This is a genomic window from Acinetobacter baumannii (genome assembly GCF_009759685.1).
In the GTDB taxonomy this organism is placed as follows: Bacteria; Pseudomonadota; Gammaproteobacteria; order Pseudomonadales; family Moraxellaceae; genus Acinetobacter; species Acinetobacter baumannii.
Genome location: NZ_CP046654.1, coordinates 2,367,060 through 2,380,528, shown reverse-complemented (window position 1 = coordinate 2,380,528; position 13,469 = coordinate 2,367,060). Strand labels below are relative to the sequence as shown.

General features: G+C 38.2%; 12 protein-coding genes. 8 read left to right on the top strand and 4 right to left on the bottom strand.

Annotation, left to right across the window (positions count from 1 at the left end; genetic code table 11):
• Positions 1 to 3 precede the first annotated feature (3 nt).
• Positions 4 to 696, bottom strand: a complete 693-nt coding sequence (locus GO593_RS11280; RefSeq protein ID WP_001136089.1) for an ABC transporter ATP-binding protein — start codon at positions 694 to 696, stop codon at positions 4 to 6.
• Between the two features lie 44 nt (positions 697 to 740).
• Between GO593_RS11280 and GO593_RS11275 the strand changes: the two genes are divergently transcribed.
• Positions 741 to 1,364 carry an arylesterase gene (locus GO593_RS11275; RefSeq protein WP_001984350.1) on the top strand — a complete coding sequence of 208 codons (624 nt, stop codon included), beginning with the start codon at positions 741 to 743 and terminating at the stop codon, positions 1,362 to 1,364.
• Positions 1,365 to 1,396: 32 nt separating this feature from the next.
• Here the strand turns inward: GO593_RS11275 and GO593_RS11270 are convergent, their stop codons facing one another.
• Positions 1,397 to 2,011: a carbonic anhydrase gene (locus GO593_RS11270; RefSeq protein WP_001141695.1), complete on the bottom strand. Its 615-nt coding sequence runs from the start codon at positions 2,009 to 2,011 to the stop codon at positions 1,397 to 1,399.
• 284 nt (positions 2,012 to 2,295) lie between these two features.
• Here GO593_RS11270 and GO593_RS11265 point away from each other — a divergent pair, with 284 nt between their 5' ends.
• Both GO593_RS11265 and GO593_RS11260 read left to right on the top strand, forming a co-directional pair.
• Complete coding sequence (locus GO593_RS11265) at positions 2,296 to 3,321, top strand: alpha/beta fold hydrolase (protein WP_000197530.1); 1,026 nt, start codon at positions 2,296 to 2,298, stop codon at positions 3,319 to 3,321.
• Positions 3,322 to 3,347: 26 nt separating this feature from the next.
• The gene (locus GO593_RS11260) at positions 3,348 to 4,355 is read left to right on the top strand and encodes a hypothetical protein (protein ID WP_000107267.1); all 1,008 of its coding nucleotides are present in this window, start codon (positions 3,348 to 3,350) and stop codon (positions 4,353 to 4,355) included.
• A gap of 22 nt (positions 4,356 to 4,377) precedes the next feature.
• Here the strand turns inward: GO593_RS11260 and GO593_RS11255 are convergent, their stop codons facing one another.
• Entirely contained in the window at positions 4,378 to 6,642 is a 2,265-nt protein-coding gene (locus GO593_RS11255; protein WP_000044170.1) for a TonB-dependent siderophore receptor, read from the bottom strand.
• Positions 6,643 to 6,811: 169 nt separating this feature from the next.
• Entirely contained in the window at positions 6,812 to 7,450 is a 639-nt protein-coding gene (gene nfuA / locus GO593_RS11250) for a Fe-S biogenesis protein NfuA (RefSeq protein WP_000102721.1), read from the bottom strand.
• A 157-nt stretch (positions 7,451 to 7,607) separates the two neighbouring features.
• On the opposite strand from nfuA, the gene GO593_RS11245 reads away from it, so the two are divergent.
• The 5 genes from GO593_RS11245 to GO593_RS11225 all read left to right on the top strand — a co-directional run bounded on the left by GO593_RS11245 (position 7,608) and on the right by GO593_RS11225 (position 13,434).
• Positions 7,608 to 8,225 carry a rhomboid family intramembrane serine protease gene (locus tag GO593_RS11245; RefSeq protein ID WP_000902942.1) on the top strand — a complete coding sequence of 206 codons (618 nt, stop codon included), beginning with the start codon at positions 7,608 to 7,610 and terminating at the stop codon, positions 8,223 to 8,225.
• 170 nt (positions 8,226 to 8,395) lie between these two features.
• On the top strand, positions 8,396 to 10,072 hold the full coding sequence (locus GO593_RS11240; RefSeq protein WP_000875366.1) for an arylsulfatase: 1,677 nt from the start codon (positions 8,396 to 8,398) through the stop codon (positions 10,070 to 10,072).
• Entirely contained in the window at positions 10,069 to 11,076 is a 1,008-nt protein-coding gene (locus tag GO593_RS11235; protein WP_000769060.1) for a formylglycine-generating enzyme family protein, read from the top strand. The genes GO593_RS11240 and GO593_RS11235 overlap by 4 nt, the downstream gene beginning before the upstream one ends.
• A gap of 109 nt (positions 11,077 to 11,185) precedes the next feature.
• Entirely contained in the window at positions 11,186 to 11,350 is a 165-nt protein-coding gene (locus tag GO593_RS11230; RefSeq protein WP_000854552.1) for a hypothetical protein, read from the top strand.
• A gap of 536 nt (positions 11,351 to 11,886) precedes the next feature.
• Positions 11,887 to 13,434, top strand: a complete 1,548-nt coding sequence (locus GO593_RS11225) for a hypothetical protein (RefSeq protein WP_000098370.1) — start codon at positions 11,887 to 11,889, stop codon at positions 13,432 to 13,434.
• The last annotated feature ends 35 nt before the right edge of the window (positions 13,435 to 13,469 follow it).

Here is a 13,469-nt window from a genome sequence, read left to right as displayed (position 1 = left end):
AATTTAACCACCCTGTACCGTCTTTAGTCGGCCATCATCTAACTCGACATGTCGTTGGCAAAGTGCTGCCAAATTACGATCATGTGTGACCAAAATAAGTGTAGTACCAAGCTCCCGATTTAAATCAAAAAGAAGGGTTTCAATTTCTTGGGCGGTTTGACCATCGAGGTTTCCGGTCGGTTCATCGGCAAAAATAATTTGTGGCTCGGCAATGAGAGCCCGAGCAATTGCCACACGTTGTTGCTCTCCACCGGATAAGACCTTAGGCGTTTGTTCAGCTTGACGGCTTAAGCCTACCCGATGCAACCAATCTAAAGCTTTTTTCTCAGCAATTTTATAATCAAAATCTTTACGTAACCGAAGCGGTAACATCACATTTTCAAGTGCACTTAACTGTGGCAAAAGCTGAAAAGACTGAAATACAAAACCAATATGCTGCATTCGAATTTGAGCGCGCTGCTCTTCTGTTAACTTATGAACCGCCTGACCACATAACCACACCTCACCTTCAAAGGGTTGGTCTAAAGTCGCTAAAATACCCAGTAAAGTTGATTTTCCTGAACCAGAACGTCCTGTAATTGCTACCTGCTCCCCTTCATAAATATCTAAATCAATATTTTTTAAAATCGTAAATTGATTTTGGTTAATCTGAATAGTTTGTGTAACTTGATGGGCAGCAATGATAGGTTGTGGCATGATGTGAACAGTCCTATATATTGAGTATTCGGGTCGAAACACAAATGTATAAATCTTATTTGTTTGGTTCTAAAAGTCTCTTGCTCATCTCATTGAGCATGTTGCCCATGTTCGTCTCGGCAAAAACTATTTTAATTTTAGGAGATAGTATTAGTGCCGGTTATGGAATAGACCCTAAACAAGGTTGGGTACAATTACTACAAAAACGTTTAGACCAACAGTATCCCAAACAACATAAAGTGGTCAATGCAAGTGTGAGTGGGGAAACCACTAGTGGCGCTTTGGCACGATTACCAAAACTTTTACAAACGTATAAACCCGAGGTAGTTGTTATTGAATTAGGCGGGAATGATGGCTTACGTGGTCAACCACCACAAATGATTCAAAAAAATCTGTCTCAGCTCATTCAATTAAGCCAGAAGCAAAAAGCCAAGGTTATTCTTTTTGGTATGAAGATTCCGCCCAATTATGGCACGGCTTATAGCAAAGCATTCGAAAATAGCTACAAAACTGTAAGTCAAAAATATCAGGTGAAATTGCTACCCTTTTTTCTTGATGGCGTCGCTGGGCAAAAACAACTAATGCAAAATGATTTGATTCATCCAAATGCCCAAGCACAATCAAAATTACTGAATTTAGCTTATCCATACATAAAAGGTGCCCTGTAGGCACCTTTTAGTTTTAAATATTTTTATTATGATCAGAAGTCAAAGAAAGTAACTTCACCAGTTTCTAGCGAATATTCAGCACCAACGACAATCAACTCACCTTTTGCAATCAGATTCTCTAATACAGCCGAACCATGACGTAATTGGTTTACCGAAGCAAATACGTTTGAACGCACCGCATGACATGAGAGTTTTTTCAAGTCATTTTTTAAATCAGTCTGCATTAAAATCTCAACTGATGGACGAACACGGTTCACAATCGACATTAAGTTAGAAGATGGCGGGTGCTCAGGGTTCATCAACGTATCAATTGTCGCTTGAATCGCGCCGCAATGACTGTGTCCTAATACAACTACAACCGGACAGTCATAACGTTCTGCCGCGAACTCAACACTACCAACTTGTGAAGGTGCAACAACATTACCAGCAACACGGATTACGAATAAGTCACCAAGACCTTGATCGAATACCATTTCTGCTGGTACACGAGAATCTGAACAGCCCAATACAATTGCAAATGGATTTTGATCCTTTGCCATTTCAGCGCGTTCATGATGTGATAAGGTTTTTGCAAGGGAAGTATTTCCATTTACAAATCGTTGATTACCTGCTTTCAAACGATCTAAAACTTCTTGCGCAGTAGGCATTTTATATTTCCATTGTTTTTTCAAGGTTAGAAATCATTTTAATGTGTCAAAATTTGAATGTCACTGACAAAAAATAAATCCTTTTTCAGGAAAATTTTTTAAAACTTTAATTAGTTTTATAAGGAAGATCACCGCACAATTACCTACTGTTTAGTGAAAAAATAGACATACTTTAGTTTATAGATTGACTATAATTTTCTTGATTCCAAACGTTTGGCAAATGACTCATTGGCAAAGTTTTTCAATAATTTTTCAAACTCGCTTAAGCATCAAGGATGAAATCTATGACAAGGCTGTCCGCCCCAATTAAAGCCTCTATGAAAAAAACTGCTACTGCACTGACTTTGGCTTGTAGCTTATTGTCAGTCATGAGCATTTCTCAAGCGCAGGCAGCCGATAATATTGATGTCAGCTTTCAAACAATATTACAGCAAGAACGTAACTGGGCAGGACTGCAAAGCAAAAGCCTAAAGGTGGGTGATATCACTTGGTCATATAGTGAAGGTGGCTCTAGCACAAAGCCAACTTTACTACTCATTCATGGCCTAGCGGGCAGTCGAGATAACTGGAACCGAGTTGCCCATTATCTCACGACAAATTATCACGTTATTATTCCTGACTTACCGGGCAGTGGCGAAACTATCGTCTCGCACGACTTTGATTATTCAGTTCCAAACTTAGCTGAAAAATTACGTCGCTTTGTTGAAGCCGCCAATTTAAAAGGCCCAATTCATATTGCTGGGCACTCACTCGGCGGATCTATTGCCCTACTCTATGCTGGACAATATCCATTTGAAACCAAAAGTCTATTTTTAGTCGATAGCGGTGGTATTTTCCGTTCTGCCAACACAATTTATCTAAAAGATCCAACCTATCTAAAACAACTTTTAGTCTCTAAAAAAGGTGATTTTAATTATTTATTAAAACAAACCATGTTTAATCCTCCGTTTATTCCGAAAGAGTTCCTGCAAGCTCAAGAAAAACTGATGATTAATCAAGCACCTCAAACCCAGAAACTGGTTGATCAATTGATCGCACTCAATAAAGTCTATACCCCAGATTCTTTTGCCGTACTTACTAAAACGATTGACGCCCCTACACTCATTTTATGGGGTAAACAGGATAAAATTATTAATGTAGAAGTAGCAAACGAGCTAAAACGGCTTTTAAAAAATGCCCAGCCTCCAGTTATCTTAGAAAACGTAGGTCATATGCCAATTTTGGAAGCTGAACAGTTAGTTATCCAACAATACGTACCGTTTTTACTGAAAGTAGAAACAAACCAGTCGTCAAAAACGACAACACCTTAAATAAAACTTCCGACTTGTGAGACCTTATGTCTACCCAACCCATGATTGAAAAACTTATTGAAGCTCATCTAGATTTTTTAGATGAGCAATTTGCTCAGACTCAGGTAATCCAACAAGAGTTTGAGCAGTTTTATCATTGGTTAGGGAGTCGACAATTACAACACCTTTGGACGTTTGAACAAGTTCAACAGCTCATTCAAAAGCAGATTTTAGACACACCCGCTTCGGATTTTCTTATTGAACAGATTGCGGAGCATATCCGCTTTGCACTGATTCATCCTGCAAATGACACAACAACTGTTGAAGATGTTATTCCTGTTTTAACCATTGATCGAATTGCACAATACGTAGCAAGTAAAGAAGAGCACCGTAAAAAACTCATTAAAACAATTGTGAATAACCCTGCCTTTTCTGCACTGTTGACTCAATTGATTCAGCAAACAATGCATGATTATTTAGATGAATCTATGTCAAAACGCGTGCCCGGTGTAGGTCGTTTTATGAAGATGGGCAAATCTGTATTAGAAACAGTAACCGACTCCAATCTTGACGATACCATTAACCATTACTTGCAAAAGAATATTTTAAAACTCAGTCAAATGAGTGAACGTGTTTTAAACCAACATTTTGACAATGATAAGCTCTACCATTTTCAGGCAAATGTTTGGCATAAAGTTAAAACCTCGCCACTTTCTGTTTTAAAAAACTATATAGAAGTTCAAGATTTAACAAAAACTGTTGGCCTAGGACATGAAATCTGGGACCACATTCGTCAAACTGATTATCTAAAACAGCAAGTACATGATGGTATCTATACTTGGTATGTACGTAATCAGGAACGTAATTTTGATTTGTTGCTCCGTGATCTTAATATTGACGAAAATTTAGTGAAGCATGAACTCACCGAATTGCTTGTACCCGTACTACAACAATTAGTCACAACAGGACATTTAAGACGTCGTGCCCGTGTGTACTTAGAGAAGTTTTATTATTCTGAAAAAGCATTAGAGATTTTAAATAATAAAGGCGCTTAAAGCGCCTTTATTATTTTATTGATTAAAAAGAATATTTTAAAGATGCGTAATAAGCTCGACCTGGCTCATTATAAGTTTGGCTAATAGAATTGCTGTCTCTTAAAATTTGTTTATCAAACAGATTACTCACACCAACACGCGTACTAATTTGGTCTGAAAACTTATAACCAACATTAATACCAGCGGTACTATAACTTTTTACCGTACTTGGCTTAAGCGCAGAATTCGCACCTCCTGAACCTATACCGGATTCAAGTCTATTCTCTGCAAATTGACGTGATTTTTGACGACCATATTGAGTAAATACAAAATTTACATCCAATTGATCAGTAATGTCATAATCAAAAATTGAGTTAATTGTATAGATTGGAACTAAAGATAATGGATTCCCAGTTTGCTTGTCTTTCGAGTCCATCATGTAGGTAAAGTTATTAGTCCAGCGAATATCACCGAAATCTAATCCCAAACTTCCTTCAAAACCTTGAATTAAGGCTTTAGGCGTATTTTCCCAACGCAAAATATTCCACTTCGTATTGGTCACAGCTCCTGTATTTGCATTTGTACTTGAGCCATCAACTGTTCCAACAACATGAGTACCCGCAACAATCTTATCTTTATAATCATTACGGAACCAAGTTAAGCTCGCATTCACGATATCTTTTTGGAACTGAATACCGAGCTCTTTGTTTACCGATGTTTCAGGTTTTAAATCACCATTACCTTGTAATAAACAACGCGACTCAATATTAGCAGGGCAGCCATTGCCATTTGTACTTAATAAATACCCTTCGGCATTTTGATACATATTTGGTGCTTTATAAGCTTTTGCTACCCCACCTTTTAAAGTGAAATAATCATTGAGTTTTTGAGTAATATTTAAGCTTGGGCTCCAATTAGAACCAGATTTACTATGGTCATCAAAACGTAAACCTAATACAACATCTGTGCTGTCTGTAACTTTCAGGTTATCTTCAATATATGCAGAAGCAATACGTGACTCCATTTTACTACGATCACCTTTCGCTAATTGATCGCCATAACCTGAACCACTGCTGTCTTTACCTTGAGTTGTCGAGACATTATCTTTAAATCTGTCTTCAACCCATTCGGTACCTACAGTTAATACTTGGGGTAAATAGTATTCAAAAGGAATATTAGCCTCGCCGTTAAAGCGAAGAGTTTCTAAACGCGAAGTGGCTTTATCATCAAGATTATTAATTTTTCCTTCTACACTTCCCGCCAAGCCTTCAGGTAGACGTTTGTTATGGGTCTTATCATATTGAGCAACTAACTTACTCTTACCCCAAGACCAATCACCTTCGTGCGTTAATGCATAGCTATCACGATACATGGTATTGGTTTCTTTACCAATCAGCTGTGAAAGAATCGCATCCGCTTCAGCATTTGCATTTAACTGAGAGTCACCAGAATAAATATTACCTTGTTTGCTAGAAGAAATATCGAGCAAGACAGTTTGCTGGTCTGTTGCCTGCCAAGCTAAACGGCCTGAAATATCTTTATTTTTAACACCTTCACGGCCAGCTGCGGTACTACCAATTGATTTATTAATATCAACATCGTCAGCTTCTGTTTTATTATAATTACCATATAAACGATAAGATAAAACGTCCTTAATTAGTGGCCCACTTACGTTAAAACCAACACGATTTGATGAACCTTCTTTGGAGTCTTCAGGCTGTGAAGTATAAAATTCTACTGAACCATGAGTTTCATTAGTCACTTTTTTAGTAATGATGTTAACTACACCACCCGCAGCACCAGAACCATATCGAGCAGCTGCTGGTCCGCGTAAAACTTCAATCGACTCGATGGCTTCTGCTGGTACCCAGTTTGAGTCGCCTCGTGTATCACGCTCTCCTTTCCAGCCATAACGGACTGAATTACGAGAGTTAATTGGCTTACCATCCACTAAAATAAGCGTGTTTTCAGGGCCCATTCCGCGAATATCAATTTGTCTATTATTACCACGCTGCCCAGTAGCACTATTGCCTGTCAGGTTGACACCTGGCATACGACGTACATAGTCAGAAATATCATTACGAACTGGTAGTTTTTCTAAATCTTCTTTGGTAATAACCGATACACCGAGCGATTGCTTCACTTGCTCTTCTGCTGTTACAAAAATTGTTTCCAATTTCACAGGTTCAGCAGGCTTTTCTAATGTTTGTTCAGCTTGTTCTTGCTCATTTTGTGCAGCAAAAGCCATAGACATCATACTTGCCAGTACTGAAACAGAAAGCACTGACTGGATAATACGCTTCGACATAAGTATTCCCAATATATTGATTTATTAAACATCTCTCATTTTCAGTTTCGCATTGTAACAAAGATAAATAAAATTACAAATGATATTGATAATAATTATCATTATTTATATTAAATAATAAAAAAACCTCATTCCGAGGCTTTTTTATTTCACTTTTCAAATAATTTAATTATTTGAAATAAGCACCTTCTGCTTGTGTATGGTCTGTTTGGTCAACCACACGTTGTAGTTCAGGAATGTGTTCTTTCAAAGTTGTTTCAACACCTTGTTTTAAAGTCACATCAATTGCTGAGCAACCTTGGCAACCGCCACCAAATTTCAATACAGCAGTAAGACCATGTTCAGGGTCATCTTGCACTTCAACTAAGCTACAGTTACCGCCGTGTCCTGCAAGACCCGGGTTAATTTCTGCTTGAAGTACATAGGTAATACGCTCTTCAATTGATGCATCAGGCCCTACGCGCGGCACTTTAGAGTTTGGAGCACGGAAAGTTAACTGACCACCAAAACGATCTTTGTTGTAGTCAATAACAGCGTCTAAAAGATAAGGGATAGACGGCGCATCAATATATGCAGGGAAATCAGGATAGTCCTGTTTATAATCCGTTGGCACCACTTCTTCTGGTGCACTATATGCCATACAGCACTCTGCACGTGGTGTACCCGGATGTTCAACAAAAATTCGAACGCCAATTCCCGGAGTATTTTGCTTCGCCAATAATTCGTGCAAATACTCTTGTGCAGATGGTGTAATCAAAAGGTTCGGAATTTCTTCTGCAACAGCAGTGTTGGTGTTCTCAGTCGACATAACAATATTCCTCAAGCTGATGCCTTTATATTAACCGAAGATGAGGTAGATTTAAAAAAAATCAACTAAATTTGTCGGATTTATACACAACAGGGTTTCAAGTTGTGTTTTTAATGGCATTATTGCCATCAGTATTGATCATTTTTAAATATTTCTTATGTTGCATTTGCCGTTTAATCACACCATTACTCTTATTATTATTACGGTCATTGTGTCTTTACTTGCTTTTAGCAATCAAAATGTCATGAACCGTCTGATCTTCTGGCCGCCTGCAATGCAACGTGGACAATTTGATCGATTCATTACTCATGGTTTTATCCATGCAGATGGTACTCATTTGCTCTTTAATATGATTACCCTGTTTTTCTTTGGTAGCATCATCGAAAGTTTTTATCGCCAATATTTTTATGACATGGGTTTTGTGCTGTTCTATTTAGGCGGATTAATTTTTGCGATCTTGCCAAGCTACCTACAACATAAAAATGATGCAAACTGGGCAAGTCTAGGTGCTTCAGGAGCCGTATCTGCTGTTCTGTTTGCCTATATTTTATTTCAGCCGTGGAAGCTGATTTTTGTATTTTTCATCCCTGTGCCAGCTATTATTTTTGCAGTTCTCTATGTTGCTTATAGTATTTGGGCAGGTAAACGTGGCAATACGCATATTAATCATAGTGCCCATTTATGGGGTGCGGCTTACGGCGTAATTGTAACGATTTTGATTGAGCCAAGAGTGATTCCTCATTTCTTAGATCAACTTACTCGCCTACCTTTTTAAATGCATATTTTTGAGAAAAGCCCAATATGGGCTTTTCTTTTTTTCTCATTTATTTATCAAGATAAATTCTCAGATATTTTTCTGATTTTCTTTGATCAATTCCTTGTTTTGATTGCAAAAACCATCTGATTAAACTCAAGCACAATTCTTTTAATAAATCAGATGATACAATGAAGTACAAAGCTCTTTTATCTAGTCTTTCCATTGCTTTATTTAGCTTATCTTTAGCTGGATGTAACGATAATGATTCACAAGAAACTGCGGTAAGTACACCAAAGCAGCCTAATATTTTATTCATTATGGCCGATGACTTAGGCTATTCAGATTTAGGAGCTTTTGGTGGTGAAATTCATACCCCGAACATTGATAGTTTAGCGCAAGAAGGCCGAATTTTAACTGACTATCACACTGCACCTACATGCTCGCCTACTCGTTCACAACTCATTTCTGGTACTGATCACCACTTGGCAGGCATAGGTGCTATGGCAGAGCTTACCCCTGATCATTTAAAAGGACAGCCTGGCTACGAAGGCTATTTAAATGAACGCTCACTATCGATTGCTCAGGTGCTCAAAGATAATGGTTATCGAACTTATATTAGCGGTAAATGGCATTTGGGATTAACACCTGAAACCAATGCACATGCTAAAGGTTTTGATCATTCATTTACCTTATTACAAGGTTTAGACCACCACTTTAAACAAGCTCCAAGTGCGTTTAAGCGAAATTCAACCTATACCGAAGATGGGCAAATTATTCCTGTTTCAGCATTGCCTAATGACTTTTTCTCGACCAATTATTTTACCGACAAATTACTTAGCTATTTAGAGTCAGGCAAAAATAGTGGCAAACCATTTTTTGCCTATGCAGCCTATACAGCACCCCACTGGCCTATACAAGCGCCAGCAGAATACCGTGAAAAATATCGTGGCGTTTATGACGTTGGTTACGATGCTATCCGTAACGCCCGTATTGCACGCCAAAAACAGCTTGGAATTATTCCAGTAAATTTTGAGGCTGCCGAACCAATTGCAACTCAAAATGCACCACAAAAATATGGGAAATGGGATGAATTAACAGCTGAACAAAAAGCGCTTGAAGCTCGCAAAATGGAAATCTACGCAGGCATGGTAGAAAATCTCGATGCCAATGTAGGCCGAATTATTCAATATCTCAAACAAAATAACCTTTATGACAACACCTTAATTTTCTTTGTTTCTGACAATGGCGCAGAAGGTTTTGTTCGCGGAAGCTATGGCAGTGAATCAGGCTTTGATAATTCTGTAGCAAATGTAGGTACCCCTACTTCTTATCATTACATTGGTCCACGTTGGGCCGAGGTCAGTGCAGCACCTTTCCATTTATGGAAAGATACAGCTGGTGAAGGTGCAACTACCGCTCCTGCTATTGTGAAATTACCAAATCAGAAGAAAGCTGAAGAAACCAATCATAGCTTTGCATCGGTACTCGACGTTTTTCCAACATTATTAGATTATGCTCATATTCCAGTACCTCAAGGGCAATATAAAGGCCGAACCATTAATACGCCAAGCGGTTATTCTTGGAAGTCTGTACTTGAAAATAAATCACAAACGATACGCCCTGCCAATTTCAGTTTTGCCGATGAATTGCATGGTAGTAAATATGCAAAACAGGGTGAATGGAAAATCGCACTTCAAGGTCGCCCTGAATTAGGAACAGGTTCTTGGGAGCTCTATAACATTGCTACTGATCGTGGAGAAAATCATAATGTTGCGCAGCTTTACCCTGCAAAAGTTCAAGAGCTATTAGCGGTTTATCAAAAATACACTGAACAAAATGGCGTACAGGAATATAACGCCAAATGAAATTGAAACTGGTTTTAAGTACTACAATCAGCCTGTTGTTCATCACAGGCTGTAGCAAGTCTGAACATAACGCTGACACTAAAACGATTTTACCAAAGCATGCCATTCAAGCGGCTGCTTTGGGTTCCATTGAACAGTGTAAGAGCTATACCGGACTTCCTACAGGCTGGCTTAAAAATACAACCGCAGGCATGGTATTCATTCCAGATGGACATTTTAATTTTGGTTCTGAAAAAGCTTATCCAGATGAACTTAACTTTGGAAAAAAACAACGGGAAGTTAAAGGTTTCTGGATTGATCAAACTGAAGTCACTGTTGCTCAGTTCGCGAGTTTTGTGAAGGCAACTGGTTATATCACCGATGCTGAAAAACAAAAACAAGCTGCTGTTTTTTCTCCAGACCCACATCATCCTCAGCAATGGTGGCAACTTAAGACAGGATATACATGGAAAACACCAAACGGCAAAAATGGTGCTCTTCCTAATCCTCATGAACCTGTACGCTACGTGACTAAGAATGATGCTGAACATTATGCAGTTTGGCTAGGACGTGATTTACCCACAGAACTTGAATGGGAATATGCCGCTAAAGCAAACTCACCAACTGATACTCCTTTACATCAAGCACCTACCGATGAGCACCAGCACCCACAAGCGAATTACTGGCAAGGTGCATTTCCTTTTGAAAATCTGAACCAAGATCATTTTACTGGTATTGCTCCTGTCGGATGTTTTAAACCTAACGGTTTTAAACTATTCGATATGATTGGAAATGTTTGGGAGTGGACATCATCTCCTTATCAAGGTGCGCATGACCAGCACATGGGTAATTATTCTGCTTTAAGACAACAAGAAATGAGCAGTACTCAATATGTGATTAAAGGTGGATCGTTTTTATGTGCTGAAAATTACTGCTCACGTTATCGTAATAGTAGCCGCTATCCCCAAGATTTTGATTTAGCCGCTACCCATGTGGGTTTTAGAACGATTTTACGCTCTCCTTAATTTCTTCTTAATTTAGCTGCTAAAAGATATTTTTTAACCAAAAACTGATCGAAATGTAATCAAAACATTTCTATAGTAAAAGGGAGAATGATAAAAAAGCGAGAACAACATGAAAACTTTACTTCTTTGTGCCGCAGCAATTTTCACAATGTCATTATCAGCCTGTGCAGTACATACACCTGAGGGTAGTATTGTGATTGATCCTGACTCTCCGTATTACGGACACCCAGGAGGTTTTTGCCCACCTGGACAGGCGAAAAAAGGACGTTGTTAGAAGTACTCTTTTAAAGTCATTAGATAGAGACTTCTATTAAATGATGAACTGAATACCGAAATGGAGGGTTCCAGCCCAAAATTAGATGGGATGAAACTAGAAAATTATGGTGTAAAAAATCACCATATCCCCAAGATTTTTAAAAGACAATCTTACGTTGTCTTCTATCTAGTTTCACCCCAATTCTTTCTTATTTCGTTTGACTTTTCTGATCATTTAATAAAAAAGTCTAGTTTTTACTCATCGTTGTATCTTTTTATTGATACATTTTGATCATTTTACCTTCAGGTCAAACCTGATGAATTCGCTCTATACAAAATAACTATTTATGTAACGTAAGTCTATAAAAATGTTCTAAAAATGTGAAAAAAAATGAAGGTAAAATGCGATGTAATTATCATAAAAAATGACTCATCTTATATTCATCACAAAAATATTGAATTTTATTTTGGCAGTTATTGCCACACGTTTCTTTTCGTTGGCATAGATAATGTATACACCTGTATATTAACCTTATCGTACAAGCGAGATATTTTATGTCCAGCCAGAGTTCAGCCGAAGGTCTACAATTTCCGATTCACGCCTCGATCAAAAAGCAAAGCACGTCTCTTACAGGCCAAGAGATTTTGTCAGAAGCTTTATCTATTGTAGATAATAAAACTGCTCAACAGATTTTGGCTGAAAAAAATTGGCGAAAAAATTATCCTATTTACTTTAAGGCACTTGTTAAGCACGGAATTACTAACAGCAATAATCCAATTACCATTGCAAAACAGGGATTGCATAAGGCTCATCATCTTTTTGATTATTACCGCGATGGTAAACACTATCTTTTAAAAGATGCTCTACACATCCCCACTTCTACACCTTTAAATACAGTAAAATTTAAAGGCGAAAGTGAAGCTGCACCAGAATGGTATGTTCCATATAAAGGCCAAAAACTGAGCGGGCAAAGCTTACTTGACCAAATTCAAAAATGGGAAAATGCAGGTATTATTGAACCAAGCCATGCTAAGGCTTTACGTGAAGCTGCTGCTCATCCTGAATGGTTTGATTTATCTGACCGTACGATGGTGTTATTTGGTGCAGCCTCAGAAGCAGGACCATTACCTTGGCTAGCAAAATGGAAAGCGAATATTGTTGCAATAGATTTACCAAACCCACGAGTTTGGGGGAAAATTCTAAATACAATCCAGCAAGGAAACGCAACGCTTATTGCACCAAGTATTGAAAAAATTGACTCTTCGGCAAAAGCTTCAGCATTGAGAGATAAATTGGGTGCCAATTTATTAACGCAAATACCAGAAATTGCCCAGTGGTTAGTTCAATTTCCTCAAAAATTAGACTTGGCTGCTATTGCTTATTTAGACGGCGAAAAACATGTCCGTGTTTCTATGGCAATGGACAGTATTATGCAATATGTGAGTGAACATAAACCTGATACAAGCTTAATGTTTATGTGTACGCCAACCGATGTTTATGCAGTACCTAAAGAAGTTGCAGAAGCTGCTCAAGAGAAATTTAAATCTCGTTCACAACTACAAAAAATGGCTGTGAAAGGTGTTTCTACACTCTCACTCAAACGTTTTTTCCAAGCACCTTATCAAGATTTGATTACTAGCGAAAATGGCAAAACTTATGGTATTGCAGACTGTTTGGTAGTTGAACAAGGGCCAAACTACGCTTTGGCAAAACGTATTCAACAATGGCGTGCGACACTTGCCCGTCATCAAGGTCAACGTGTAAGTATTAATATTGCACCATCTACCACAACTCATTCGGTCACAAAGAATCCACTCCTTAAAGCTGCTTTTAATGGCGCAGAACTTTTTGATGTAGAAGCATTTAGTCCAGAAACCACAAATGCGATTATGGCGGCGTTATGGATTCATGACTTAAGAAATGATTCTTCTGTCGCAAACCCTGAAACCGTACTCGACCATCCTCTAGAGTTGATGATGGAGGGTGCTAACCATGGCGGTTTATGGCGTGTGGCTTATTTGGCACGCACAGCTCTTCCTTTTGCTGCTATCTATGGCTTTGCAGCCGAGAAATTTCCATTTAGGAAATTTTCTAAAAAATAATGAAGTTGAAAGCCCAATTTTAGAATTGGGCTTTT